Origin of the sequence: Nocardia concava NBRC 100430, from assembly GCF_000308815.1 — a bacterium.
In the GTDB taxonomy this organism is placed as follows: Bacteria; Actinomycetota; Actinomycetes; order Mycobacteriales; family Mycobacteriaceae; genus Nocardia; species Nocardia concava.
On record NZ_BAFX01000079.1, the window covers coordinates 15,902 to 42,260 of the forward strand.

General features: G+C 67.8%; 27 protein-coding genes and 2 pseudogenes. 13 read left to right on the forward strand and 16 right to left on the reverse strand.

Features of this window, described 5'->3' with window-relative positions:
* Positions 1–298 precede the first annotated feature (298 nt).
* Complete coding sequence (gene cobN / locus ON43_RS17860; protein WP_040808888.1) at positions 299–3,934, reverse strand: cobaltochelatase subunit CobN; 3,636 nt, start codon at positions 3,932–3,934, stop codon at positions 299–301.
* A 297-nt stretch (positions 3,935–4,231) separates the two neighbouring features.
* Here cobN and ON43_RS42570 point away from each other — a divergent pair, with 297 nt between their 5' ends.
* From ON43_RS42570 to ON43_RS17875, 3 genes are all read left to right on the forward strand, one after another.
* A complete protein-coding gene (locus ON43_RS42570) occupies positions 4,232–4,480 on the forward strand; it encodes a hypothetical protein (RefSeq protein ID WP_157514092.1) in 249 nt (82 codons plus the stop codon).
* A gap of 211 nt (positions 4,481–4,691) precedes the next feature.
* Entirely contained in the window at positions 4,692–5,891 is a 1,200-nt protein-coding gene (gene cobG, locus ON43_RS17870; RefSeq protein WP_040808890.1) for a precorrin-3B synthase, read from the forward strand.
* A 201-nt stretch (positions 5,892–6,092) separates the two neighbouring features.
* Positions 6,093–6,644 carry a hypothetical protein gene (locus ON43_RS17875; protein WP_040808892.1) on the forward strand — a complete coding sequence of 184 codons (552 nt, stop codon included), beginning with the start codon at positions 6,093–6,095 and terminating at the stop codon, positions 6,642–6,644.
* On the opposite strand, the gene ddaH is transcribed toward ON43_RS17875, so the two are convergent.
* A complete protein-coding gene (gene ddaH / locus ON43_RS17880) occupies positions 6,613–7,485 on the reverse strand; it encodes a dimethylargininase (RefSeq protein WP_373283456.1) in 873 nt (290 codons plus the stop codon). The genes ON43_RS17875 and ddaH overlap by 32 nt on opposite strands.
* A 156-nt stretch (positions 7,486–7,641) precedes the next feature.
* Between ddaH and ON43_RS17885 the strand changes: the two genes are divergently transcribed.
* The 4 genes from ON43_RS17885 (at position 7,642) to ON43_RS17900 (ending at position 10,972) form a co-directional block, all read left to right on the forward strand.
* Positions 7,642–8,079 (forward strand): Lrp/AsnC family transcriptional regulator, encoded by a 438-nt coding sequence (locus tag ON43_RS17885; protein ID WP_040808939.1) that lies wholly within the window; start codon positions 7,642–7,644, stop codon positions 8,077–8,079.
* A 113-nt stretch (positions 8,080–8,192) separates the two neighbouring features.
* Entirely contained in the window at positions 8,193–8,828 is a 636-nt protein-coding gene (locus ON43_RS17890) for a precorrin-8X methylmutase (RefSeq protein ID WP_040808896.1), read from the forward strand.
* On the forward strand, positions 8,825–10,390 hold the full coding sequence (gene cobJ / locus ON43_RS17895; RefSeq protein WP_040808898.1) for a precorrin-3B C(17)-methyltransferase: 1,566 nt from the start codon (positions 8,825–8,827) through the stop codon (positions 10,388–10,390). Before ON43_RS17890 ends, cobJ begins: the two co-directional genes overlap by 4 nt.
* A gap of 36 nt (positions 10,391–10,426) precedes the next feature.
* Positions 10,427–10,972: a PadR family transcriptional regulator gene (locus tag ON43_RS17900; RefSeq protein ID WP_040808941.1), complete on the forward strand. Its 546-nt coding sequence runs from the start codon at positions 10,427–10,429 to the stop codon at positions 10,970–10,972.
* A gap of 7 nt (positions 10,973–10,979) precedes the next feature.
* Here ON43_RS17900 and ON43_RS17905 read toward each other — a convergent pair whose 3' ends face one another.
* Entirely contained in the window at positions 10,980–11,714 is a 735-nt protein-coding gene (locus tag ON43_RS17905; RefSeq protein WP_040808900.1) for a cobalt-precorrin-6A reductase, read from the reverse strand.
* Entirely contained in the window at positions 11,711–12,298 is a 588-nt protein-coding gene (locus ON43_RS17910; protein ID WP_040808901.1) for a DUF8020 domain-containing protein, read from the reverse strand. The genes ON43_RS17905 and ON43_RS17910 overlap by 4 nt, the downstream gene beginning before the upstream one ends.
* A 297-nt stretch (positions 12,299–12,595) precedes the next feature.
* On the opposite strand from ON43_RS17910, the gene ON43_RS17915 reads away from it, so the two are divergent.
* Positions 12,596–13,336 (forward strand): class I SAM-dependent methyltransferase, encoded by a 741-nt coding sequence (locus ON43_RS17915; protein ID WP_157514093.1) that lies wholly within the window; start codon positions 12,596–12,598, stop codon positions 13,334–13,336.
* A 193-nt stretch (positions 13,337–13,529) separates the two neighbouring features.
* Here ON43_RS17915 and ON43_RS42575 read toward each other — a convergent pair whose 3' ends face one another.
* The 4 genes from ON43_RS42575 to ON43_RS17940 form a co-directional block, all read right to left on the reverse strand.
* Entirely contained in the window at positions 13,530–14,555 is a 1,026-nt protein-coding gene (locus tag ON43_RS42575) for a hypothetical protein (protein WP_157514094.1), read from the reverse strand.
* Between the two features lie 419 nt (positions 14,556–14,974).
* Entirely contained in the window at positions 14,975–15,850 is an 876-nt protein-coding gene (locus tag ON43_RS17930; protein ID WP_245568652.1) for an SAM-dependent methyltransferase, read from the reverse strand.
* A gap of 178 nt (positions 15,851–16,028) precedes the next feature.
* Positions 16,029–16,496, reverse strand: a complete 468-nt coding sequence (locus tag ON43_RS17935) for an SRPBCC domain-containing protein (RefSeq protein ID WP_040808947.1) — start codon at positions 16,494–16,496, stop codon at positions 16,029–16,031.
* Positions 16,497–16,544: 48 nt separating this feature from the next.
* Entirely contained in the window at positions 16,545–17,054 is a 510-nt protein-coding gene (locus ON43_RS17940) for a tautomerase family protein (protein WP_040808904.1), read from the reverse strand.
* Positions 17,055–17,149: 95 nt separating this feature from the next.
* Between ON43_RS17940 and ON43_RS17945 the strand changes: the two genes are divergently transcribed.
* A complete protein-coding gene (locus ON43_RS17945; protein WP_040808905.1) occupies positions 17,150–17,644 on the forward strand; it encodes a winged helix-turn-helix transcriptional regulator in 495 nt (164 codons plus the stop codon).
* Positions 17,645–17,785: 141 nt separating this feature from the next.
* A complete protein-coding gene (locus tag ON43_RS17950) occupies positions 17,786–18,340 on the forward strand; it encodes a hypothetical protein (RefSeq protein WP_157514095.1) in 555 nt (184 codons plus the stop codon).
* Positions 18,341–18,385: 45 nt separating this feature from the next.
* On the opposite strand, the gene ON43_RS17955 is transcribed toward ON43_RS17950, so the two are convergent.
* The gene (locus ON43_RS17955; RefSeq protein ID WP_040808909.1) at positions 18,386–19,198 is read right to left on the reverse strand and encodes an MBL fold metallo-hydrolase; all 813 of its coding nucleotides are present in this window, start codon (positions 19,196–19,198) and stop codon (positions 18,386–18,388) included.
* A gap of 252 nt (positions 19,199–19,450) precedes the next feature.
* On the opposite strand from ON43_RS17955, the gene ON43_RS17960 reads away from it, so the two are divergent.
* The 3 genes and pseudogenes from ON43_RS17960 to ON43_RS47170 form a co-directional block, all read left to right on the forward strand.
* Positions 19,451–19,654: a cold-shock protein gene (locus ON43_RS17960; protein WP_040808910.1), complete on the forward strand. Its 204-nt coding sequence runs from the start codon at positions 19,451–19,453 to the stop codon at positions 19,652–19,654.
* A gap of 284 nt (positions 19,655–19,938) precedes the next feature.
* On the forward strand, positions 19,939–20,262 hold the full coding sequence (locus tag ON43_RS17965; RefSeq protein WP_040808912.1) for a hypothetical protein: 324 nt from the start codon (positions 19,939–19,941) through the stop codon (positions 20,260–20,262).
* A gap of 384 nt (positions 20,263–20,646) precedes the next feature.
* Positions 20,647–20,748, forward strand: a pseudogene (locus tag ON43_RS47170) (hypothetical protein); the annotation flags it as partial.
* A gap of 51 nt (positions 20,749–20,799) precedes the next feature.
* On the opposite strand, the gene ON43_RS17970 reads toward ON43_RS47170, so the two are convergent.
* The 7 genes and pseudogenes from ON43_RS17970 to ON43_RS18000 form a co-directional block, all read right to left on the reverse strand.
* The gene (locus tag ON43_RS17970) at positions 20,800–21,726 is read right to left on the reverse strand and encodes an ABC transporter substrate-binding protein (RefSeq protein WP_040808914.1); all 927 of its coding nucleotides are present in this window, start codon (positions 21,724–21,726) and stop codon (positions 20,800–20,802) included.
* Entirely contained in the window at positions 21,723–22,853 is a 1,131-nt protein-coding gene (locus ON43_RS17975) for an LLM class flavin-dependent oxidoreductase (protein WP_040808916.1), read from the reverse strand. The genes ON43_RS17970 and ON43_RS17975 overlap by 4 nt, the downstream gene beginning before the upstream one ends.
* A complete protein-coding gene (locus ON43_RS42580) occupies positions 22,843–23,361 on the reverse strand; it encodes an LLM class flavin-dependent oxidoreductase (RefSeq protein ID WP_051178615.1) in 519 nt (172 codons plus the stop codon). Before ON43_RS42580 ends, ON43_RS17975 begins: the two co-directional genes overlap by 11 nt.
* Positions 23,358–24,548 carry a M20 metallopeptidase family protein gene (locus ON43_RS17985; RefSeq protein WP_040808917.1) on the reverse strand — a complete coding sequence of 397 codons (1,191 nt, stop codon included), beginning with the start codon at positions 24,546–24,548 and terminating at the stop codon, positions 23,358–23,360. Before ON43_RS17985 ends, ON43_RS42580 begins: the two co-directional genes overlap by 4 nt.
* The gene (locus ON43_RS17990) at positions 24,545–25,249 is read right to left on the reverse strand and encodes an ABC transporter ATP-binding protein (protein ID WP_040808920.1); all 705 of its coding nucleotides are present in this window, start codon (positions 25,247–25,249) and stop codon (positions 24,545–24,547) included. The genes ON43_RS17985 and ON43_RS17990 overlap by 4 nt, the downstream gene beginning before the upstream one ends.
* The gene (locus ON43_RS17995) at positions 25,246–26,115 is read right to left on the reverse strand and encodes an ABC transporter permease (RefSeq protein WP_040808922.1); all 870 of its coding nucleotides are present in this window, start codon (positions 26,113–26,115) and stop codon (positions 25,246–25,248) included. Before ON43_RS17995 ends, ON43_RS17990 begins: the two co-directional genes overlap by 4 nt.
* Positions 26,112–26,359: pseudogene (locus ON43_RS18000) on the reverse strand (ABC transporter substrate-binding protein); the annotation flags it as partial. The gene ON43_RS17995 and the pseudogene ON43_RS18000, both read right to left, overlap by 4 nt.

Sequence of the window (26,359 nt, forward strand, 5' to 3'; positions counted from 1 at the left end):
GCCGATTCACCGCAGGGCCGAGCAGGCGAATCCGTGGGACACGCCGGAACACTGCAACTCGAATTCGCGGACGCGATAGCGCGGCGAATCGGGGAATTCCACATCGAATTATCGATCCCGCCAAGGCTATTGGAACCTCGACGGGTGACCCGTCGCCTCCCCGAGTACGACGCCGGGACGATTCTTATGATCCTCTTAAGGACATGAGCAGGGAAGACCCAGGTGCCGGGGTTGTCCGCCCTTGTCCTGTGCGTCACCCCGACACGCCGCCACCGGCCATCCGACCGGTCGAATTCGCTTACTCCAGTTCGCCTTCGGTCTCCAGATAGATCTGCCGCAGCCGATCGAGGGTCTCGCTCTCGGGCTGCTCCCAGAGTTTCCGCTCCGCAGCCTCCAGCAACCGCTCCGCAATACCGTGCAGCGCCCAGGGATTCGACTGTTCCATGAACTTCCGGTTGGTCTCGTCGAATACATACGATTCGGCGAGCTTTTCGTACATCCAGTCGGCGACCACATTGGTGGTGGCGTCGTAGCCGAAGAGATAGTCGACGGTGGCGGCCATCTCGAACGCGCCCTTGTAGCCGTGCCGGCGCATGGCCTCGAGCCAGCGCGGGTTCACCACGCGGGCCCGGAACACCCGGGTGGTCTCCTCGGACAGGGTGCGGGTGCGCACGTGGTCCGGGCGGGTGCTGTCGCCGATGTAGGCCTCCGGGTTCTTCCCCGTCAGCGCGCGCACCGCGGCGACCATGCCGCCGTGGTACTGGAAGTAGTCGTCGGAGTCGGCGATATCGTGCTCGCGGGTGTCGGTGTTCTTGGCCGCCACCGCGATTCGCCGGTACGCGGTGCGCATGTCGTCGGCGGCGGGTGCGCCGTCGAGATCGCGGCCGTACGCGAAACCGCCCCAGGCGGTGTACACCTGCGCGAGATCGTCGTCGGTGCGCCAGCTCTTGGAGTCGATGAGCTGCAGCAGGCCCGCGCCGTAGGTGCCCGGCTTGGAGCCGAAAATCCTTGTGGTGGCGCGGCGTTCGTCACCGTGCTCGGCCAGGTCGGCCTGGGCGTGGGCGCGCACGTAGTTGGATTCGGCGGGCTCGTCGAGTTCGGCGACCAGGCGGACCGCGTCGTCGAGCAGGGCGAGCACGTGCGGGAAGGCGTCGCGGAAGAAGCCGCTGATGCGCACGGTCACGTCGATGCGCGGCCGACCCAGCTCCTCGAGCGAGATGGCCTCGAGGCGGGTGACGCGGCGGCTGGCCTCGTCCCACACCGGCCGCACACCCAGGAGTGCGAACACCTCGGCGATATCGTCGCCGGAGGTGCGCATGGCCGAGGTGCCCCACACCGACAGGCCCACCGAGCGCGGGTACTCGCCGTGATCGGCCAGGTACCGCTCGAGCAGCGAATCCGCCATGGCCTGACCGGTTTCCCATGCCAGCCGCGACGGCACCGCCTTGGGATCGACGGAGTAGAAGTTGCGGCCGGTCGGCAGCACGTTGATCAGGCCGCGCAGCGGGGAGCCGCTGGGCCCGGCCGGGATGAAACCGCCGTTGAGGGCGTGCAGGATACGCGCGATCTCGACGCCGGTCTGGCGCAGCCGCGGCACCACCTCGGTGGCCGCGAAGCCGAGCACCTTGCGAACCTCGACCAAAGGCGTTGCGGTGTCGGTGATTCCGGCCGCCCGGGCCAGTTCGCCGCTGAGCATCGCCTCGGTGACGGCGTCGATGGAGTCGACATCCCAGTCGACCTCCTGCATGGCCGCGACCAGTTCGCGCGCCAGCCGCTCGAAGGCATCGACGCGCTCGCGGGCCTCGTCCCCGGCTTCGCTGAGCCCCAGCGCTTCTCGCAGACCGGGCACATTGACCTCGCCGCCCCAGAGCTGCCGGGCGCGCAGCATGGCCAGCACCAGATCGACCTCGGCCTCACCCTCGGGCGCCTGGCCGAGCACGTGCAATCCGTCGCGGATCTGCACGTCCTTGATCTCGCACAGCCAGCCGTCGACATGCAGCAGCATGTCGTCGAAGACCTCTTCGTCGGGCCGTTCGGTCAGGCCCAGATCGTGGTCCATCTTGGCCGCGCGCATGAGCGTCCAGATCTGCTGGCGGATGGCGGGCAGCTTCGCGGGGTCGAGCGCGGAGATATTGGCGTGCTCGTCGAGCAGCTGCTCCAGACGCGAGATGTCACCGTAGGTTTCGGCACGCGCCATGGGCGGGATGAGGTGGTCGACCAGGGTGGCGTGGGCGCGGCGCTTGGCCTGGGTGCCCTCACCCGGATCGTTGACCAGGAACGGGTAGATCAGCGGCAGATCCCCCAGCGCGGCATCGGTGCCACACGACGCCGACATGCCGAGGGTCTTGCCGGGCAGCCACTCCAGGTTGCCGTGCTTGCCCAGGTGCACCACGGCGTCGGCGGCGAAGCCCTCCGCCGCGGCCAGCCAGCGGTAGGCGGCCAGATAGTGGTGGCTCGGCGGCAGATCCGGGTCGTGGTAGATGGCGACCGGGTTCTCACCGAAGCCGCGCGGGGGCTGCACGATCAGCACCACATTGCCGAAACGCAGTGCGGCGATGACGATTTCGCCCTTGGGGTCGGCGGAGCGGTCGACGTAGAGCTCGCCCGGCGGCGGACCCCACGCCTCGATCACGGCCTCGCGCAGATCCTCCGGCAGCGTCTCGAACCATTGCGTGTAGAGGTCGGCGCCGATACGAATCGGGTTGCCCTCCAGCTGTTCCGCGCTCAGCCAGTCCGGATCCTGACCGCCCGCGGCGATGAGCGCGTGGATCAGGGCGTCACCGTCACCCTGCGCCAGGCCGGGGATCTCCCCCTCGGCGCCCAGATCGTAACCAGCCGAACGCATCTCGGTGAGCAGCTTGATCGCACTGGCCGGGGTGTCCAGGCCGACCGCGTTGCCAATGCGGGCGTGCCTGGTCGGATACGCCGACAGCACCAGGGCGATCTTCTTCTGCGCGGCCGGAATGTGGCGCAGCAGCGCGTAGCGCACCGCGATGCCCGCGACCCGGGCCGCGCGCTCGGCGTCGGGGACATAGGTCGACAGGCCGTCGGCGTCGAACTCCTTGAACGAGAACGGCACCGTGATGATGCGCCCGTCGAATTCCGGCACCGCCACCTGGGTGGCCACATCCAGCGGGGACAGGCCGTCGTCATTGGCCTCCCACTGCTCGCGACCGCTGGTCAGGCACAGGCCCTGCAGAATCGGCACATCCAGATCGGCGAGCGCGCCCACGTCCCAGGCCTCGTCATCGCCGCCCGCCGACGCGGTGGCGGGCTTGGTGCCACCGGCGGCCAGCACGGTCACCACGAGCGCATCGGCCTTGCGCAGTTCCGCCAGCAGTTCGGGTTCGGCGGTGCGCAGCGAGGCGCAGTACACCGGCAGCGCCCGCGCGCCCTTGTCCTCGATGGCCCCGCACAGCGCGTCGATGTAGCCGGTGTTCCCGGCCAGGTGCTGGGCGCGGTAGTACACGACCGCCACGGTCGGGGCGTCCGCGGCGACCGGGCGCGAATCGCGTTCCAGCTCACCCCAGCTCGGCATCTCCACCGGCGGTTCGAAGCCGTGCCCGGTGAGCAGCACCGTGTCGGAGAGGAAGTTGTGCAGCTGCAGCAGGTTTCGCGGTCCGCCCGCCGCCAGGTAGTTGTGCGCGTCCGCGGCCACGCCGCCCGGCACGGTCGAGCACTCCATGAGCTCGGCGTCGGGGGCGATCTCGCCGCCGAGGGCGACCAGCGGAATTCCGCTGGCGCGCACGGTCTCCAGGCCCGTTTCCCAGGCCCGCTTGCCGCCCAGGATGCGCACGATCACCAGCTCCGCGCCCTCGAGGAGGCCGGGCAGGTCCTCCGGCAGCAGGCGCGCGGGATTGGCGAGCCGGTAGTCGGCGCCGCTGGCGCGCGCGCTCAGCAGATCGGTGTCGGAGGTGGACAGCAGCAGGATCACAGGTTTCGGCCTTCCTAGGGTGACGCGCCCAGCATGGTTCGGCGCCCGCCGGAAGGTCTGACTGTCACAGTGGCGCGACCGCACCGGAATTGCACCGGTTTCTTCCGTTCGACGAGCTCGCCGATGCTATCGCGAGCCCTCCCCCACACCGGTAACCCGCCCGGATCACAGTGCGGCAAAGGCTCGCTCACAGACCTGGGAGACCGACCGGTCCGAAAGTATGCTGCCGGTATGCCAACCACTCCAGGATGGGTCAGGCGGAACCGCTTTGCTGCCTGGTCGGGATACTTTTGCGCATTGGTTGCCTTCGCAACGCTGGCCATGGCCCTCACGGCCGCCGGCTCCGGTCATACGCAGTGGGCCATGATCTCGGGCATCATCTGCGCCGCCACGGTCCTCTTCGGCCTGACGGTCATGACCACCACCATCCACCGCGACCACGTCGAACACCACGACGCCCCCAGCCTCCTCAACGACTCCTGGGGGGCCACGCCCGCTTTCGCCCGCCGCCGCGGCGCACCCAGGGTCATCGAATCCCGCCACTAGCCAACCGAACAGACCGACCCACCAACCAGATCCCGGGGCCACCACCCCGGGATCTTCCATTTAGCGCAACCGGCGGTTCGTCGAGGCTCGTCTTTTCGGTGTCGGTTCGAACATGCCGATATACATGCGTAGATCGCAATATCTCTAGATTTGGATACCTAGTCCCCGGTGGGTGCTCGACCTCGGGATCCTCCGTAGGCTGAGGAGCGTCATGACGCGAACCGATCCCGATTCCTGCCCGGGGGTGCTGCGCCTGCATCAAGCGGCCGACGGTCCCCTCGCTCGTATCCGTGTGCCCGGTGGACGGCTCTCCCCCGAGCAGCTGCAGGCCTTGGCCGCGGCGGCCGTCGATCTGGGTGACGGCAATATCGAACTCACCTCGCGGGGCAATGTGCAGTTCCGGCAGGTACGGGATGCGGCGGCGCTCGGGGAGCGACTCGCCGAGGCCGGTCTGCTGCCCAGCGCCACCCATGAGCGGGTGCGGAACATCATCGCCTCTCCCCTGTCGGGCCGGGTCGGCGGCTGGACCGACGTGCATCCGCTGGTGCCCGCGCTCGACGAGGGACTACAGGCGAACCCGCGGTTGGCCGAACTGCCCGGACGGGTGCTGTTCACCCTCGACGACGGGCGCGGCGATGTCAGCGGACTCGGCGGCGATATCGGCGTCCACGCGATCGACGAGAACACCTACGCACTTCTGTTGGCGGGCAAGGACTCCGGGGTGCGTGTGCCTCCCGCAGCGGCGGTGGATCTGATGCTCGCCGCCGCCCACGCGTTCCTGGAACTGCGTGACGGCCAGTGGCGGCTGCACGAGATCCCCGACGGCAATGCCAGGGTGACCGAGCATGTGCTGACCTCCCGCTCCGACCTGACCGCCAATGGCGAACCCCTCGAACTCGCTCCGCGCCAGGACATTCCGATCGGCTGGCTGAGCCAGGACGACGGCAATGTGGCCCTCGGTGCGGGCGTGCGCCTCGGCTCTCTCCCCGCCCGCACCGCCGAATTCCTCGCCGCCGTCGAACGCCCCCTCTTCGTCACCCCGTGGCGCAGCGTCGTCCTCACCGACCTCGACGAATGGACCGCGGAACAGGTGGTCCGGGTCCTCGCCCCCATGGGCCTGATCTTCGATGCCAACTCCCCCTGGCTCCTGGTCAGCGCCTGCGCGGGCATGCCCGGTTGCGCCAAATCCCTCACCGACGTCCGCGCCGACGCGACCGCCGCCGTCGACTCGGGCCGCGTAATCCCCACCGGCGCACCCCAATTCCCCCGCGAGGCCCTCGACGCCGAAGATATCGTCGCCGCCGGCCGCCAACACTGGTCCGGCTGCGACCGCCGCTGCGGCCGCCCCAAGGGCCCCGTCACCGACATCATCGCCACGCCCGACGGATACAACATCATCCCGGCCGACTAGATCGATCCGCCGCTCGAGGTCATTCGGCGCTCGAGCCGCCGACGGTTGAACGCGGTGCGCGGCCCGCAACAGCTGGCGTCCGTTCCCGCTCCGGGATGCCCGAGGGCGGTATGCGACAACCCGATCGATATTGCTCGGCAACCCGATCGGCCTACGCTCAGAATTCGACTCGGTGTATCCCCGTGTGGAAGGGAGGCGGTCATGACTGCGTCGAAGCTCAGCGATGACGAGATCGCGGCGATGTCCGATGACGAGCGGCGGGATCTCATTCGCCGTCTGCAACCGCCGCCCGAGCGGGTGCTGCCGCGCCCCGAGGTGGTGCGGGTGCATCGGCGGGTTCGCCTGGCACTCATGGTCGGCGGCTGCATCGGCTTGATTCCGTGGATCGTCTATCTGGGGTTCTCGTTGCCGACCGAGTACAACGCGCGGCATTGGGCGCTGGCCTGGATCGGCTACGACATCCTGCTGGTCGCCATGATGGCGACCACGGCCTATCTGGGGTGGAAGCGCCGGGTGGTGCTGATCCTCCCGGCGTTCGGCACCGGGGTGTTGCTGCTCGTGGACGCCTGGTTCGACATCGTGACCGCCGGTGCCGGGGATGTGTGGGTCTCCGTCGGCACGGCGATCCTGGGCGAAATTCCGCTGGCCGCCCTCCAGATCAGCGGCGCGATCATGTTGCTGCGCTTCCTGATCCTGGCCCACCCGCTACACGATCCGGGCGTCAGTCCGTTCCGGACCCGGCTGCCGTTTTGACCCGGTGCAGTTCCAGGGTGCAACACTTCACGCTGCCGCCGGACTTGAGCAGCTCCGAGAGATCGATCCCGACCGGCTCGTAGCCGCGATCCCGCAGCTGCTCGGCCAGGGCGGTGGCCTTGTCGGTGAGGAAGACGTGGTAGCCGTCGCAGACGCCGTTGAGGCCCAGCACTTCCGCGTCCGCGTCGGTGGCGATGAGGGCATCCGGATACATTTGCGCGAGCAGTCGCGCGCTCGGGCCGCTGAAGGCGGCCGGGTAGTACGCGATGGTGTCGTCGAGCACCATGAGCGCGGTGTCGAGGTGGTAGAAACGCGGATCGACCAGATCCAGTGAGACCACGGGCATTCCGAAGAATTCCGCGACTTCCTCGTGGGCGCCACGGGCGCTGCGGAAGCCGGTGCCGGCCAGGATCCGGTCCCCCGCGATCGCGAAATCGCCTTCGCCCTCATTGGTTTCGCGCGCGGCCGCGACCTCGGCGAAGCCGCGTGCGGCCATCCAGTCGTGGTAGGCCGGGCCTTCCTTCTCCCGTTCGGGATTGGCGAAGCGCGCGGAGAGCGCCTTCTCACCGATGACCAGTCCGCCATTGGCGGCGAAGACCATATCGGGCAGTCCCGCAACGGGTTCGATCACCTCGACCCGATGCCCGTGCGCCTCGTAGGCGGCACGCAGGGCATCCCACTGGGCCAGCGCGAGCGCGCGGTCGACGGGGTCGGAGGTGTCCATCCAGGGATTGATGGCGTAGGTGACCTCGAAGTGCTCGGGACGGCACATGAGGTAGCGGCGGGGTACGGGGCGACGGGCGGCGGGATCACGAGCGGGCAGGGTCGCTACGGACGTCAACGGGACTCCCTCGGAAGCGGCGCGGACGGGGCTGAGCTGAAGGTATGTGGCGTACCGTTGCACGGGAAATAGCGATTCGTTGCGTTGATCATGGATTTTTCGGCGATTCGTTGCGTCAACCCGATGCATGTGCACGATTGCGAAAGGAAACACCTGGTGGACGATCTCGATCGGCGCATTCTGGCCCACCTGCTCGAGCACGCCCGCGCCTCGTTCCAGGACATCGGCGCGGCCATCGGATTGTCCGCGCCCGCGGTGAAACGCCGGGTCGACAAGATGGTGGCGGGCGGGCAGATCACCGGGTTCACCGCGGTGGTGAATCCGGCCGCCCTGGGCTGGCGCACCGAGGCGTATGTCGAAGTCTTCTACCGCGACAACATCTCCCCCGCCGAACTGCGCCGCAGCCTCGAACCGATTCCGCAGGTCGTCGGTGTGTGGACGATCGCGGGTGAGGCCGACGCCCTCGTTCATGTGATGGCGACCGACATGGCCGAGATCGAGGCGACCGTCGAGCGGATCCGCGAGAACGCGCGGGTCGGGCGCACCCGCAGCAACATTGTCATGTCCCGCCTCCTCGAACGTCCCCGCACCTGACCCGAAGCGCGGGCGGCGACGCGACCGCGCTCTCGCGCCTACCGCATCCCCGCTGTGGCCCGGCGCACTACCCGCTCATGGCCGCTCGGCGCGCGAAATCTAAGGTGGACGCCATGTCCGACGTACGTGCCAGCTACCTCACCGACGGGGCCGAGATCTATCGGCGCTCGTTCGCGACCATCCGGGCCGAGGCCGATCTGGCCCGGTTCCCGGCGGATGTGTCGCAGGTGGTGGTGCGGATGATCCACGCCTGCGGGCAGGTGGATCTGGCCGGGGACGTGGACTTCAGCACCGATGTGGTGGCCAAGGCGCGCGCGGCGCTGCGGGCCGGTGCGCCGATTCTGTGCGATGCCAACATGGTCGCCTCGGGGGTGACGCGCAAGCGGCTGCCCGCCGACAACGACGTGCTGTGCCTGCTCGGCGATCCTCGGGTGCCGGAGCTGGCCGCGCGGATGGAGAACACCAGATCCGCTGCGGCGCTGGAACTCTGGCGCGATCGACTGGACGGCGCGGTGGTGGCCATCGGCAATGCGCCGACCGCCTTGTTCCACCTGCTGGACATGCTGGACGCGGGCGCGCCTCGCCCGGCGGCGGTCCTCGGCATTCCCGTCGGCTTCATCGGGGCCGCGGAATCCAAGCAGGCCCTGGCCGAATACGGCGGCGTCGAATTCCTGACCGTGCGCGGCCGTCGCGGCGGCAGCGCCATCACGGCCGCGGCCCTCAATGCGATTGCGAGCGAACAAGAATGAGCAAGCTCTGGGGTGTCGGGCTGGGTCCCGGCGATCCGGAACTGGTGACGGTCAAGGCCGCCCGCGTCATCGGCGAGGCCGACGTCATCGCCTTCCACAGTGCGCGCCACGGCCGCAGCATCTCGCGCGCCATCGCGGCCCCGTACATGCGCGAGGGTCAGCTCGAGGAGCATCTGGTCTACCCGGTGACCACCGAGACCACGGATCATCCGGGCGGGTATCAGGGCGCGATCGACGAGTTCTACGAATCGGCGGCAGCCGTTCTGGCAGAGCACCTTTCGGCAGGCCGCACGGTGGCCCTGCTCGCGGCCGGCGACCCGCTGTTCTACAGCTCGTTCATGCACATGCACCGCCGCCTGGCCGACCGCTTCGACACCGAGATCATCCCCGGCGTCACCTCGGTCAGCGCCGCCTCCGCCGCCCTGGGCACCCCGCTGGTCGAGGGCGACCAGGTGCTGACCGTCCTCCCCGGCACCCTGCCGCCGGACGAACTCACCCGCCGCCTCCGCGAAGCCGACGCCGCCGCGATCATGAAGCTCGGCCGCACCTACCCCGGTGTGCGCCAGGCGCTTTCGGATTCCGGCCGCCTCGCCGACGCCTACTACGTCGAGCGCGCCAGCTCGACTCGCCAGCGCGTGCTGCGCGCGGCGGACGTCGACGACGCGAGCGTCCCATATTTCGCGATCACCATCGTGCCGGGTCCCGAACCCTCCACCCGAATTCCGCTGACCGAAACCGCTGGAACCACGCAGGATTCCATCGATCGGACCGCGACCGCCTCGGCTTCTCCGGAACCGGCGGCCGCGCAGTCGGATCCGATCGGTGAGGTCGTCGTTGTGGGGCTCGGCCCCGGTGCAGAAGGCTGGACCACGCCGGAGGTAGCGCAGGCGCTGGCGGAGGCGACCGACATCGTCGGGTACACGACGTATGTGAACCGGGTGCCGGTGCGCGCCGGGCAGCGGCGGCACGCCAGTGACAATCGGGTCGAATCCGAGCGCGCCGGAATGGCTTTGGATATGGCCAAGGCCGGAGCCAAGGTGGTCGTGGTGTCGTCGGGAGATCCCGGCGTGTTCGCCATGGCGGCGGCGGTGATCGAGGAGTCGGCGGATCCGCAGTGGCGGGACGTGCCGGTGCGGGTGCTGCCGGGCGTGACCGCGGCCAGTGCCGTGGCGAGCCGGATGGGCGCGCCGCTGGGCCACGATTTCGCCATGATCTCGCTCTCGGATCGGCTCAAGCCGTGGGAGACGGTGGCGCAACGGATTTCGGCGGTGGCGTCGGCGGATATGGCGTTCGCCGTCTACAACCCGGCCTCCTCGCAGCGGCAATGGCAGGTGGCGGCCATGCGGGAGCTGGTGCTCGAACATCGCAAGCCGGACACCCCGGTGGTGATCGGCCGCGATGTCGGCGGGCCGGCCGAGTCGGTGCGGGTAGTGACCCTGGCCGAGCTGGATCCGGCCGAGGTGGATATGCGGACCCTGCTGATCGTCGGCGCGTCCACCACGACGGTGTTCGACGCGGCCGGTGGACCCCGGGTGTTCACCTCGCGTCGCTACGGAGACTAATATTCCACAGTAGAACGTAGGCTGGAAGGAGTGCCGGTGCCAGAAGACAAAGCTCGACGCCCGCTCAATTCGACGGCCGCGTCCCTACTCGGATTCCTCCATCACGACGAAATGTCCGGTTGGGACCTGGTGGCGCAGGCCCAGGAGCGCATCGGCGACTTCTGGACCATCACCCAGAGCCAGGTCTACCGGGAGCTCGCCGCCATGCATCAGCTCGGGCTCGTCGAGAAGGGCGAATCCGGCGCCCGCGACCGCACTCCATACCGCATCACCGAGGACGGCCGCGAGGCGTTCGCCGAGTGGATCGCCCGCGATCCGGGTGCGGAGACGATCCGGGTGCCGCTGCTGCTGACGCTGTCCTTCGGCGAATTCGTGGATCCCGCGCGGCTGGAGCGCATCGTCGCGGCCAATCGCGTGGTCCATGAGCAGCGGCTGTCCGGCTATCTGTCCGGACAGGACGAGCAGCGCATGTCCCCGTTCGAGCGCGCCACCCTCGATTTCGGGATCCGCTACGAGCGGGCCGTCCTGGAGTGGTTCGACCGCTTGCCGGAACTCCTGGACCGGACCAGCCGACTGTCCTGAATACGGCTCACCGCTGCGCGCGCAGCCAATCCCACGCCGCGGCAACGGTTTCCACCTGCAGTGCGCCCTCCGGCAGCGGCGGCCGATCGATCATCACGACGGCCAGTCCGAGGGCGCGCGCGGCGGTCAGCTTCGCCTCGGTGAGCACTCCCCCGCTGTCCTTGGTCACCATGACGTCGATCTCACGCTCGACCAGCAACGCGGTCTCGTCCTCGACGCTGAAAGGACCTCGCGCGAGCAGCAATTCGTGATTGCCCGGCATCGCGCCCTCGGGCGGATCGATGGCGCGGATCAGGAACCACGCGTCGGAATCCGCGAAGGCCGCCACGCCCTGGCGGCCGATGGTCAGGAAGACCCGCTTACCGAGGGCCCCGACAGCTTCGGCCGCGAGCGCCAGATCGGGAACGCGAATCCATCGATCCCCGTCCTGCTCCACCCATCCCGGCCGCCGCACGTGCAGCACCGGCAGCCCGAGACTCGCCGCCGCCGCGGCGGCATTGGCCGTGATACCCCCGGCAAACGGGTGCGTGGCATCGACGACGGCTTGGATCCCGTTGTCGGCCAGCCATTCCCGCAGCCCGTCGACTCCCCCGAATCCCCCCACGCGCACCTCGCCGACCGGCAGCACAGGTTCGCGCACGCGCCCGGCGAGCGAGGAAACGATCTCGAATCCCCGCTCACCGGAAGCGATATCGGCGATTTCCCGGGCTTCCCGGGTGCCGCCGAGAATCAGCGTTTTCAGGGCTGCCCCGTGAGGGCGGCGGAACCCGAATCGATCAGCGGCTGTCCGCCGACCACCAGCAGGCCGATGATCGCGCCCGGAATCGCGCCGATACCGACGAAGATCGCCCCGATGAGCCCGCCGATCAATCCGCCGATCGCAGCGTGCTGCAGCTCGGAGATGAACCAGTCCACACCGCTGATCTCCTTCGCGGACATCACCGGCGCGGCGTCCGAGGTCAGCGTCAACTGCCGCCCGTCCTGATCCACCGCGGCCGCCAGCTGGATCGGCTTGCCATCGATCACGCTCGACAGGTTCACGCGGGTCAGGGTCGCGCCCTCCGCGTTCTGCAGCGCCACCGACTTGCCATCGGCGCTCACACTGAACTGTCCGCCGGTCACCTGCGTAATGATGCCATTCCCGGCCTGCGTCACCGCCACCACATAGTCGACACCCTGCTGGCTGCCCTTGATCTGCGTCACCGGCTGCTGATCCTGCACCGCCGGAACGGGATCCACCGCCGGCGCCGCATACCCGGCCCCCGCCGCGATCCCGGTCGCCGCCGCCGCGATGAATGCCGTGGCCACATACTTCGTGTACCGCATGAATCTCCCAATAGAGCTAAGTACGAACCCGCCAATTGGCGGATTACAGCCGGTCACCCTACCGTTGAATAATCGATGTTTCAGTCTGAATGATTCACCGCGAGAAGCCGACCAACGGGTTGCCCACTGCCATCCGCAGGCAACCTCGCTGGTCAATGTCGTGCGGCGCGGCAACACCAGCGCACTCGATATGGCCCAATTGCGCACTCGCCCGCCGCATGCCGCGTGTCTTCCATGCGACACAATGTCCGAGTATCGAATCGAGCCGACGGAGGGGTTGTGCTGGGCGATGAGCGAGTGTCGAAAGCGTATGCCGAGAACGCGGAATACTGGATCACTATCGTCCGCGACGAGCTCGACCCCTACCAGCGACAACTGACCGACCCCGCCCTGCTCGACATCATCGGCGACTGCGCGGGCTCGCGGATCCTCGATGCCGGCTGCGGCGAAGGCTACTTCACACGCAAGCTCGTCGAACGCGGCGCCGCCCACGTCTACGGCGTCGACACCTGCGCCGAATTCATCGAGGCCGCCCGAACCCACCCCGACCACCGACCCGAGAAGGCCACCTTCGAACACGCCGATGTAGCGTCGATCCCGTTGCCGGACAACAGCATCGACCTCGTCGTGGTCAACCGCCTACCCAACGGCATCGTCGACCCCGGCCGACGATTCCCTGAATTCGCCCGGATCCTCCGCCCCACCGGACGGCTGATCACCCTCGGCATGCACCCCTGCTTCTACGCCGCCCGAGCCGAACGCACCGCCTCCACCGCAGGAGATCTCTCCGTCGAGGACTACTTCGGAACGCGCACCGTCGAACAACATTTCAACGTCGCCGGACGCATCTCCCCCACCGCATCGGTCCAGCAGTTCTACTCGCTAGAGGCCACCATCCAGATGATCACCAACGCCGGGTTCGTCATCACCGATCTGCGCGAACCCCACCCGACCCCCGAGCAATACCAGCGAAACCCTTGGTGGAAGGACAACTTCGTCCGCCCCCTATTCCTCCTGCTCGACTGCGCATTACGCTGACCCCTCCTTCGTGCGACGACACACTTGAAGTCCGCTCAAACCTTTGTCACGGGCACGAAGGCATCGACGGGCACGGTGTCGGTGACGGGAAGATTGCCGTCACCGTGTGCTTGCCCGTCGATCCAGATATGAGCGCCGATCGTGGATCCGCACGCCTACAACACATTCGTGAGCGAGAACTGGACTCTGGAGTTCAGATGAGGGTGTCGAGGTCGAGTCGATACCAGTAGTCACCCACGATGGCGTGCAGGCTCTGGCCACGTCCAACGAGGTGCGTTTCGCGCGGAGGTTCGGAACCGCCGGGCATTGTCAGCCGATATTGGTGGGTGACTTCGAAGGTGGACGGGCCGAGTTGCCCGGCGCTGATTTGCCATCGAGCTCCGGCGTAGCCGCCGACCAGTGCCACGGTGTGGTCCGGCGCGGCGAGAAGGTGTGCGGCTCCGGCGATCTGGTTGCTCCACGCCGATACGTGACCGTCGTCGATGCGCACGACCGGGAAACCGGTGTAGTAGCAGGCGAACACGGTCTCCCCGACCGCGTTGAGCGCATAGCAATCGCTGATCGGGTCGAGGTTATCCGGGCCGCGGTAACGCCATTCAGGTTGTAGCTGGGCATCGAACGCGACGAGTCCCGGTTCACCGATCGGATCCGGTGCTCCATCTCGTCCCCAGCCGTAGTTGCCGTATACACCTTCGTCGAAATACCCGACCCAGATCCGGCCGGAAGGAGTCACCATGACGCGGCTGATGCCGTCGCCGAGAGTCCCGGTGCGCACGATCGCGCCCTCGCCGTCGTAGATGACCGCGTTGTGTTCGGCCCCGGTATCTGAGTTCCAGTGACACCGCGCGCCCACCACCAGCAGGCCGCCACCGGGCAGCGGCTGTACCTTCGGGTGCGAGATTCTCGAATCCTGCAGCGCGGTCGTCACCGTCGACTCCGCTGTCTGTGTCGTCATGTGGACCGCGGTGCCCTCGGCGGTACGTGTCTTGGGGAAAATCGCACCGCCCGGACCGACTGTTCGCGCGCGCATCGCCTCGCGGCCGGCGGGCGTGGACCAAAGGGCGGTCAACTCATCCGCCGATCCGATGCCCACCGCGACTGGCACCGCAGCATCTTCGGGCGGCACCAACCGGCCGTGCCTCCGCAGGGCCGCCGCGGGTAGTCGCTGAACCTGTTCACGGAGCTCGGCCATCCGCCGCTCGTAATCCGCCCTGCTCATGCCCGGAACCGTACTCGCTGATCTCGACCATGAGCGTCGTGGCGGATAAGGACGTCGCCTTCCTGGATATCCGATACTCATAGGTCGGGAATGAGCAGGGCGACCGGAACAGGTTGCCCTGGCTTCCAACTCGCGACCCGTACAGGACCCGCTCCAGCGCATTCGACCGAGGGACCGAACTCGCCATCGACGCGCAGACGAACCTGGCCATGGCAGCCAGTTGAATTATTCGCGGGACCGGCCCGATGCTGCTGCCGAGACCGATGAACACCGCCGTACCCGCCATGGCCCAATTGCGCACTCGTGCGCCACTTGTCGACTGTCCTTCCTGCGACATGGGTTGCGGACTACCCCGGCGACAGTTCGGGCCGCACGGTCCGACCGGTGACGGCTGAGCGGATCGAACTCGGTGAGTTCGGTCAGCGTTTGAAGCCGACGCCGCCGACGATGCAGTGGCGGACGCTGCTCAGTGGTGACAGGTGTGGGCCGTCCGGCCACCAGTCGTCGCACAGCACCAAACCGGGGTCGACCATGGCGAGATTGCCGAACATGGCTTGGATCTGGGCGCGGGTGCGGAACCGTCCGGAGCCCATGGGGCTGTGGACGAACTTTTCCTCCATCTTGCGCGCCAACTCGCTGTATTCGGCGACCTCCGGGTCGTAGAAGTGAGCGATGGCCACATACGAGCCCCGCGGCAAGACATCGATATAGGTCTGCATCAGCGCGGCGACGTCGTCGGCCGGATAGTGATGCAGCGTCCCGATCTGGAACAGCGCGATCGGCCGGGAGAAGTCGAGCGCCTCGCGGACCTCCGGATGTTTCAACACCTCCAGCGGCCGGAAGATGTCGGCGTCGGCGATGGCGGTGCGGGGATTGCCCGCCAGCAACGCGCGAGCGTGGGCCAGCACCATCGGATCGTTGTCCACATAGACGACCGACGCGGACGGGTTCGCCCGTTGCACCACCTGGTGGGTGTTCTCCGCGGTCGGCAGTCCGGAACCCAGATCCAGATACTGGTCGATGCCGGCCTCCTTGGCCAGGAACCGGCACACCCTGATCAGGAAATCCCGGTTCGCCCAAGCCAATTCGGCGACCCCGGGAGCAACGGCACGCACCTGCTCCAGCACGGCGCGATCGATTTCGAAGTTGTCCTTGCCGTTCAGCGCCGCGTCGTAGACACGCGCGATGCTCGCGCGGGAGGTATCCACTCCCACCGGCACCGAGCTCGGATACCCGTCGACGGACTCGGTCACCACGAACTCCCCTTCGATACGCGCGACAACTGCAACAGTCACCCGCGAGTTTCCCGCATTCCGCCCGTCTTCGCACTGAAAAGATGTTGACCGAACCGAACTACGGCTTATGTTATCGGCTGGCCTCCGATCAAGATGCGCTCGGCACGTTCACCTTTCACCGATGAACCGTTACTTCGCGTCGAACTCGTTGAACGACGGCGGCGGTTGACGCCGTTGGTCAGGCGGGATGGTGCTCGCCGGTGGCGTTCAGTTCGATGCCGTGTTCCAGCAGGGCCTTCATGCCGCACAGGGCGGAGGTGTATTCGCCGACGGAGTCGTTCACCCAGCCGATCGCGGCGTCGCCGGATCCGTGGAAACCGCTCTCGGTGACCTCGACGAAGGTCGCGTCGGTGGCGTGCGGGGTGAATCGAATCTCCACGGTGGTCGGCTGCTCGTAGTTTCCCCACTGGAACCGGATCAATCGGTCCTGTTCCACGCGTTCGACGCGAACGTCGGTCGCGGCGCCATAGGTCTCCCACTCCCAGCGCAGCGTGGCCCCATCCGTCATCGGGCCACTGCTCTTGGAGTACCAGAACCGAGAGGTCACCGCCGGATCGGCAAAGGCACGGAATGCTTCCCCCGCCGACGTACGGACGATCATGCACGCATAGGCGACAGGAGCCTGTGTGAGTACGAATTCGGCCATGAGCGCCATCATGCACCACCACGATGTCCTGGGTACGGTCGGCGCGCGTCAGTGGGATGGGATGGGGAGGCGAGTGGTTTCGATGCGGCTGGCGGTGATTCGTTCGGCTGCTAGTTGGGCGGCGCGGTCGGCGTCGTCGCCGGTCAGGCGGGCGAGAATCCGCTCCAGGGGCCTGACTTCGCCGAATCCACCCCAGTGGCCCTCCGGAATATTGGTGGGGAACACCCAGATTCGGCCGGGGTCGCGCGGCCACGCGCCCGCTTCGGCGTCGAGGATCGCGGCGGTGACGTCACGAATGACCCCGGCACGTTTGGCCTCGTCGAGCTGGCCCTCCGGTACCGAGGGAACCACCTTGTAGCGCGGCGCGTCCGCGAGTTCGCCGCCGACGTAGACCGCGGCCGGGCGGTGCAGGAACACCCATGAGACCGATCGTGTGACCGGGTCGTCGGGGTCGAATCCCTCATGGCGGATGAGGATTTCGGTGATCCGGTTCATCAGCGCCGCCTCGCGGTCGGGTGTGAAGGTGCCCTCGGGGATGTAGACGTCGAGCATCGGCATGGCCGCCAACCTCCTGGATTTAATTTTTACACCGAGATGTCTCGACGCTAGGTAGCTGGGTAGCGATTGTCAACCCAGATGATTAGGGTGGTGGCATGGATTCGGACCAGCGCATCGACCCGGTGAACTGCTCCATGGGCCGCGCGTTGTCGGTCGTCGGCGAACGGTGGTCGCTGCTGATCGTGCGGGAAGCCATCGACGGCGCGACCCGGTTCAGCGACTTCCGCGACCGCCTCGGCATAGCCAGCAACCTCTTGTCGTCCCGGCTCGACAGCCTCGTGGACGCCGGTGTCCTGCAACGCATCCCGTATCAGGAGCCCGGCAGCCGGCAACGCCACGAGTATCGCCTGACCGAACGCGGCATGGATCTGCGGCCGACGCTGGTGGCGCTGCTGGAATGGGGCGACAAATACCTCGCCGACCCCGAAGGCCCGTCCGTCGTGGTCCGCCACCACTCCCCCGACACCGACCACGACTGCGACGAACCGGTCCGCATCGTGCTCGAATGCGCGGCGGGCCACACCCACCTGCCTCCCACCGCAATCCGCCGCACCCCCGGTCCCGGCGCCCGGTTCGTGCGATCCGACTAGCCGAGTGCCGGCTCCGCATGCCCGCCGCCATGACCTGCAAGAGCAGCGTGCGATGTTCGAGCCGCCGCGCAATGCGCGCGAACTCTCGACCTCGAGATGACTTCCCGCCGTATAGTTTTCACGGTTCGGAGGATTCGCATAGTGGAAGAGGTCGCCATGCGTGGACCAATTGCCGCGGCAGCCTGCGCAGTCACCGCACTTCTCGCCGGAACCGGTGCAGCGGCGCAAGCACAACCCGAGACCGGAATGATTGTCACTCACCCGGATTCACCTCCGTTCGACTATCCACCGGGAGAAGTGTGCGAATTCGGCACGCATGTCGAGTTCCCCGTCAGCGACCTGACCATGACCGTGTGGCACGATGCGGCCGGCCGCCCCGTCTTCGGCACCGAGACAGGGGCGTTGGTACTACGCGCCACCAACACGTCCACCGGCACGACGATCGAACGAGATATCTCCGGTTCAGGCACCTTGCTGTACCCCACCCTGGACCCCGCCGACTTCGTGCTCAGCGGCAACGACTGGTCAGCCGGCATACACGGCGGCGACCAACCGGCCGCAGCGCAACATCATTGGTACCTCGCACACGGTTTCATGTCGGTGCGCGTCACCTCCACCGCCGGGCACACCACCCGACAGCTACTGGCACTGGTCGGACCATACGAGGATCTGTGCACGACGCTCAGCGGTCGATGACGCCACCTATGTCGGGCGCGGCGAGCCCGTCCGAACTCCCGCTCGCTACGTGAGGTGGTCGAAATCGCCTCGGGCCCAGGCGATGTAGCGGTTGGCGGAGCGGCGGACGATCGTGCGGGCGTCGTGGTCTATGAGTTTGCCGAAGTTGTCGTAGAGGCGATCGAAATCGAATTCCTCGACGGTGGTCGCGATGCGTTCGACGACTCTGGGCGACAAGGGGATTCGGTTGGGGTAGCTGCGCATGAAGGTGACCGACTCGCGGTCGGGGTTGGCGTGGATGGTGTCCGCGCCGAAGAGCACTCCCCGGCCGTCCGCCCCGGCGGACCAGTGGGCGGCGGCGCTGCCGGGAAAGTGTCCGCCCACCTGCCGGATCGTGATGCCCGGCACCAGGTTCAGCTGGTCCTTCCAGAACTGGATGACCGGGTCGGGGCGCGCGACCCATTCGCGGTCGGCGGCGCACACGAATACCGGTACGCCGCCTAGCATTCGGCTCCATTCCACCTGGACGCCGTAGTGATGCGGGTGGCTGGCCACGATGGCGACCACGTCACCCAGCTCGCGCACCGTCCGCACGGCGGCGGCGTCGACGTAGCCGGGAACATCCCACATCACGATGCCCTCGGCGGTCCGGATCAGGTGTGATCGCTGCCCGATCCCCACCGTCGGCTGCACCGTCAGTCCGAACAGATCGGCCTCGACCTCGCTCACGGCGGCGCCCCGCCCGGACTCCTCCAATTCCTCTCGGGTGGTCCACAATTGCCCTTCGGCCGGAACCCACTGACGCTCGTCGGCGCAGATCCGGCAGCTCTGCGCCGATCCCTCGTGCTCCACCGCACAGGTGCTGCAGATCTTCCACACGTCCCGCTCCTTCCGACCGCACACTTCGACGGTATCCAGTGTGCAGGCGGCGGATCAGTTCGGCGACAAGGTGCGAACGTAATCGTTCGGTTCGGGAACGACGGCGTCCTCGACACGGATTTCCTGGGAGCGATAGCCGCTGCGCGCACGCGATGCAAGGGATCGAGACCCGGCGTGGCATAGTTGGCGATCGAGAACGGGCTTCTCACATGAATTTGCCCGGCTCACTACAGAAAAGAAGTTGCTTTCAACATGGCTCAAGGCAGTGTGAAGTGGTTCAACGGTGAAAAAGGCTTCGGCTTCATCGCCCAAGACGAAGGCGGCCCGGACGTTTTCGTGCATTACTCGGCCGTGAGCGGCGCGGGTTACAAGTCCCTCGACGAGGGCCAGCGCGTCGAGTTCTCGGTTGAGCAGGGCCAGAAGGGTCCCCAAGCCACCGACGTCCGCGCTATCTGATTCCGCGAGATCGGTTCGTGAAGAGCTTCGCACCGAAATCGGTGCGGAGCTCTTTTCGTCGGGCCGAGCCGTCTCCCACCGCGAGCCGACCGGTCGATGCGGCTGCGCCGAATCCATCGCGGGTATAGCGTTGACACACCGGTGATTGCGCGTTCGCCGCCAATCGGGCGGTGTCGGCAACCCGGTGGACTCGGCCGGTCGCGGTCAGACGGGAGCGTCGTCATGACGCTGCTCTACCGAATTCGTGGTTCGCTCGCCGCGCGGGTATCGCGGGGAGACGACGAATGAGCGCCTCGCGGCCGGTGGCCACCGACAAGCTCACCGACGACGATGCCGGCGTCACCGCCTTCTTGTCCCTCGGTGATGATCTCGTGCGAAATCTGCTGGATGTGCTGCAGCGCCTCGACCGACTACGTGGTGTGCTCGACGACACCAAATCCACACTGCTGCAGGTTGATTCGGCCACGATAGATGTGCGGGAGCTGGTCGCTCGGCTGGAGATCGATCTGCGCAGCGCCAACACCAGCATGCTCGCCATCGCCAGCGACTGGCTGATGTCCGCGCCCGGCCGCCACGGCCCCCTCGTCCTGCGGAACCTGCCCCGGTGACCGCCGACACGCCCGGAACCGATACGCCCTGCGGTGAACGGGAACTGGCAGCCGCCAGGACAGCGTAGGGTCGTGATGTCGAAGGCCATCGAGGCCTTCCGAACAAAGGACCAACCAGTTGTCCGACAAATCTCCGCGTAGCAAGATGTCCAAGACCCAGGGCAAATCCCTGAAGGAAAAACGAGCGGAGAAGAAAGCCAAAGCGGCCAACCCGCAATCCGGCGTCGACGGCTTCGAGGGCAAGAGCAAGAAGCGGGCATAACCCCGCGGTAGTCCGAGCGAGGATGGATCGGAAAGATTCCCAGGGGTGGGAATCCGATCCATCCTCGCTACGGTCGGTGTGGTCGGCGACCGGGAGGACCGTCGCTGCTGCGACGCGGCGCCATGCACAGCTCTGTGCGGGCCGTAGGCGACGAGCACGATGTCGCCGGCGGCCGCGGCAGCGACTTCCAAGGCGGCACCATCAGCTGGAACGCCACCACCGGGGCGCTGATGGTGGCGACGGTGAAGCTGGTCGTCGAACGCCCTCGCCCACCCTTACCGGGCGATCGCCGTCGACGGCAATGTGCGAACGTAAGCGTTGAGTTCGGGCAGGACGGCGTCCTCGACGCGGATGTTCTTGTCCACCAGGCCGTTGGCGTGGAAGAGGTCTGCGGCGTGTTGTTGCTCGGCGAGGAAATCGGCGTCGAGTGGGAGCAGGCCCCAGGGGCGGGTGCGCAGCGCGTGTTCCCACTCGGTGACAGGGCGACCATCGTCGGCGGCGAAGAGGGTGGCGGCTTCGGCGGGATTGTCTTGGATCCACGTGTCGGCTGCTTGGAGGGCAGCCAGGATCGCGGTGAGTTCGTCGGGGTGGGTGGTGGCGAAGGTGCGGCTGGTGAACCACAGGGAGCGGTGGCTGAACAAGCCGTCGGTGGGGATCACCTCGCGCAGTTCGGCCTGCTGTTCGACGGCGGTGAGGTAGGGGTAGGAGCCGACCCAGGCGTCGACTTCGCGGGCGAGGAAGCGGTCGGCGGCGTCCTGGTAGGCGTCGACGGGGGTGATGTCGCTCCAGGAGAGTCCGGCCTTTTCGAGGGCCAGCAGCAGGAGGGTGGTCTGCCAGGAGCCGTGGCCGAGGGCAACTCGCTTGCCCTTCAGGTCCGCGGGGTCGTGGATGTCGGAGTCGGCGTGGACGACGAGGCGGCCGTTTTCCACGCGCGGGCCGGAGACCGCGAGGTAGACGATGTCGTGTCCCTTGGCCTGGGCGGTCACCGGCGGTGTGGAGCCGGTGCCGATGACGTCGTAGCCGCCGTCGAAGAGGTGGTCGCCGTGTGCCGAGGGCAGCGCGGAGGTCGGGTCGACGCGGGTGTTGGTGAGGGTGCGCAGATCCACCCATTCGACATCGGGCAGCACCTTTTCGAGGATGCCGAGGTGGCGCAGCACCCAGAGGGTGTTGTTCTGCGGGAAGTAACCGACGCGGATTGTCATTGGGTAATCGCCTTTCCGGCACGATCTTTCAACAGGGGAAGGATGTGGCGGCCCACTCGCCGGGCCTCCTCGAGATGCGGCACGCCGGCCAGGATGAACGCGTCCACGCCGAGTTCGATCAGTTCGTTGAGCCGGTCGGCGACCTGCTGGTAGGAGCCGACCAGCCCGAAGGGCGGCCCGGGCCGCAGGCGATGGAATCCGCCCCAGACATTGGGCTGCACCTCCAGCGCGCGGTAGTCGGAAGCGTCGGCGCCGGCGGTGAATTCGCGGCCACGCCGGGCGCCGACCGAGTCGCCCGCGCCGTCCTCTCGCTCGGGCGCCGCGTTCCAGCCGAGCCGGATCTGCTCCCACGCCTCGTCCTCGGTCTCGCGGGCGAGGATGTCGATGCGCACCGCGAACTTCGGTGGCTTCGGGCTCTTTTCGCGGACCGCGTCGAATTTCTCCGCCAGCGCGTCGAACGGTTCCAGCCAGGACAGGTAGTAGTCGGCGTGCCGCCCGGCCGCCTCGATGGCCGCGGGGGACGAACCGGAGAAGAAGATCTCCGGAAATGGCTGTCCGGCAAGCAGTTCCGGTAGTCCGCCGTCCTTCACCTGATAGAAGCGGCCCTCGTGATGGAAGTTCCCGCCGCCATTCCACACGCCGCGCAGGACGTCGAGGAACTCGGAGGTGCGCGCGTAGCGGTCGTCGTGGGCGATGTCGTCGCCCCACCACCGCTGCGCGGGCCCGCCGCCCCCGGAGATGATGTTGTAGACGATGCGGCCGCCGGTCGCGCGCTGCAGGGTCGCGGTCATGCGCGCCGCCTGCACCGGGTGCAGGAAGCCCGGCTGGAAGGCGACCATGAACCGCCAGGTGCGGGTTTCGGCGGCCAGCGTCGCGGCGGCCGCCCAGGGATCGTCGGTGTGCGGGAACGACGGCAGCAGCCCGCCGACGAATCCCGAATCCTCGGCCGAGCGAATCACTTCGGCCATGTAGTCGGCGTGGGTGAACCCGTCCCACCCACCGTCACGGCGTCCCGGCGCGAGCGCGTCAGGCAGATGCGGTGCGAATCCGCCGCGACTGCTGCCCGGCCGATGCAGGGAGGTCTGGTCGCCCTCCATGGCGATGCGCCAATAGATGTCAACCGACATGCGCGGACTCCTTCTCCCCCAACCGGAAAACCTCACCCGGATCGTGACCGACCTCCACGAAAGCGGCCGTGTCGTCGTACACGTTCGGAAACGCCGTGTCGGACAACGGTTTCGGAAGCCCCTCGGGCGAATGCCAGAATTCGCGCGCCACGGCGACGAACCGTTCGCGACCCGGATCGTCGGCGGGCAGTTTCCAGCCCAGCCGCCCGCCGGAGAACCGCTGCAACGAGGCCGAGAACTTCGCCGCGTACTGCGGAGTGGCTATGTCGCTGTGGAATTCGGCGACGACTTCGATATAGCGGGTCGCGCGCAGCAATGCCGCCGCGGTCACCAGCGACTCCGGGCCCTGCGGATCGAAGGGCACCAGCACTCCGGCCAAACCGGCCAGATCAGCGGCGCGGGCCAGCGCGAGCGCCGAGGATTCCGGGGCGGGGCGCAGGTCGGTGAGGAAGGCGGGCAGGCGCACCGGCGGCGGGGCCGGGGTGCGCGGCAGCACGATGTGTGTCATACCGAACGGGTCCTTCGCAGTGCGAGATCGGTCAGGGCGGCGACGCCGTCGGCGATCACCGAATCGTCGAATACGGCCAGGGGCGAATGGTTTCCGGCGGCGCGCGCCGGGTCGAGACCGGGCGGGCAGGCCCCGAGCGTGATCATCGCGCCGGGCACCTCGGCCAGGACGCGCCCGATGTCGTCGGCGGCCATCACCCGCTCCGGTTCCGCGTACACCCGGTCGGGGCCGAACAGCTCGGTCAATGTGTCCGCGGCGAAACCGGTTTCACCGTGGTCGTTGATGGTGGCCGGGTAGCCGTCGATGATCTCGACCTCGGCGGTGAGCCCGTGCGCGGCGGCGATGCCGTGGCAGACGCGTTCGGCCTCGGCGCCGAGCCGCGCCCGGGTCTGCTCGCTGAACGCGCGCAGGGTGGCGGTCAGGGTCGCGGTGTCGGGCACGATGTTCGACGCCGTCCCGGCATGCACCGAGCCGATGGACAACACCACCGGGTCCAGGGCGTCGAACCGGCGGGTGACCATGGTCTGCAGCGCGCCGATGGCCGCGCCGAGGGCGGGAATCGGATCGAGGGTGCGCTGTGGCCAGGCCCCGTGACCGCCCGCGCCGTGGAAGGTCACCGTCAACGTGCCCGCCGCCGCCAGCGCGGGACCGCTGCGGTGGCCGAATGTTCCTGCCGGACTGGCGGTTCCGACATGCAGAGCGAACGCGGCCGCCGGTCGAGCGCCCGCGGCGTCGAGCAGACCCTCCTCGAGCATCAGCCGGGCGCCGTCGTGACCCTCCTCGCCGGGCTGGAACATCAGGATCACGTCCCCGGCCAAGCTGTCGCGCCGGTCCGTGAGCAGCCGTGCGGCCCCGGCCAGCATCGCGGTGTGCAGGTCGTGGCCGCAGGCGTGCGCAGCGCCCGGAATCCGGGAGGCGTAGTCGAGGCCGGTCTTCTCCGTCATCGGCAGCGCGTCCATATCGGCGCGCAGCAGCACCGGTTTCGCGTCGCCGCGCCCGCGCACGACCGCCACCACCGACGACAGCTGCGTGCCGAGGCTGACCTCCAGATCGAGCCCGTCCAGCGCGGCCAGCACCTTGTCCTGGGTACGCGGCAGGTGCAGGCCGACTTCGGGCTCGGCGTGCAGCGATCGGCGCAACCGCACCAAATCCGGTTGCAGCGCAAGGGCACCCGCCAACACCGTCATGCCGCCACCTCCACACCGAGGTCGGCGAGCAGCCGCCGACGCAACGCGACGAATTCCGCGTCGCCGGGATCACGCGGGCGCGCCACGGTCACCACCTCATCGGTGACCAGCTTCCCGTCGCGCAGCACCGCCACCCGATCGGCGAGCCGGATGGCCTCGTCGACATCATGGGTGACCAGCAGAACCGCGGGATGATGCCGCTCGCACAGATCCTCGACCAGGTCCTGCATCCGCAACCGGGTGAGCGCGTCCAGCGCCGCGAAAGGCTCGTCCAACAACAGCAATTCGGGCTGGCGCACCAGGGCACGCGCCAGCGCGACCCGCTGCGCCTCCCCGCCCGACAGCGTGGCAGGCCAGGCCCGGGCATGGTCGGACAGCCCGACCTCGCCCAGCGCGGCCAACGCCGTCGCCCGGGTCTCGGCGGTGCGCGGGCGGCCGATCGCGACATTGGCGAGCACCCGTTGCGACGGGATGAGCCGCGGCTCCTGGAACACCACCGTGCGGGCGTTCGGCACGAGCACCGTTCCCGAATCCGGGCGTTCGAGCCCGGCCAGGATCCGCAGCAGCGTCGTCTTGCCCGAGCCGCTCGCGCCGAGCAGCGCCAGGAACTCCCCGCGCCGCACCCGCAAATCGATGCCGTCGAGGATGCGGCGCGCACCGAAAGTCTTCGTCAAGCCGGTCAATTGAATCGCGGTGCTCATCGAGCGCCTCCAATCGTGCGCCACGGCATCAACACTCGCTCCAGCGCCCGGATGGCAATGTCCGCGATCAGTCCGAGCAGGCCGTAGATGAGGATGATCACCGACAGGATGTCGGTGCGGGAGAAGTTCTGCGCCTGCGCCATCAGATAGCCCAGACCCGCGGTGGAATTGATTTCCTCGGCGGCGATCAGCGCGATGACGCTCAGCGTGGTGGACAGCCGCAGGCCCGACAGCAACGCGGGCAACGCGCCCGGCAGGATCACCGACCGGATGATGGCCAGCCGGCCGAGCCCGAACACCCGGGCCGCCTCCAGCAGCTTCGGGTCGGAGGTGCGCACCGCGCCGAAGGTCGACACGTACATCGGGAACGTGGTGGCGACGGCGATCAGGATGACGCGCGCCTGTTCGCCGATGCCGAACCAGACCATGAACAAAGGCACCAGCGACAGGAACGGCAAGGCGCGCAACGTCTGCACGGCCGAATCGAGCAGATCCTCACCGAGCCGCCACGACCCGGTGATGACCCCGAGGATGAGCCCGGTCGCGACGCCGAAGCACAACCCGGTCCCGGCGCGTCCCAGAGATACGGTCAGCGCGTCGGACAATTGCCCACTGTCCCATAGCTTTTCGGCCGCCCGCAGCACCTCCGGCGGCGAGGCGAGCAGATCCGAGGTGAGCACGCCGGTCGCCGACGCGATCCACCACCCGGCGAGGATCGCGAGCGGGCCCAGCGCGCGCAGGGCGATCGCCAGGCCGCGAGACCGCCGCCGCGGCACCTTGATTCGAGGGGTGACGAGGTCCTGCGGCGCGGAATCGGTGGCCTCGGCGGAATCGCCGATCCCGGTGGAGATTTCGAGCGCGGTCATCGGATCTGCGCCGATGTCGTGATATCGATCAAATGCGGCGCGACGTCGAAGACTCCCTCGGTCACCTGCTGGTCGGCGAAGAACTTGGCGACCTCGGTGAACGCGGCCTTGTCGGCGTCGGTGATGGGCGATGCCGTCGCTGACGCGCGCAGGAATTCGATCGTCAGGTCCTTCGCGCGGCCCTCGACGGCGTCGGGTCCGGCGGTGTGGACGACATTGACCGCCGCCTCGGGTTGCTGCTGTT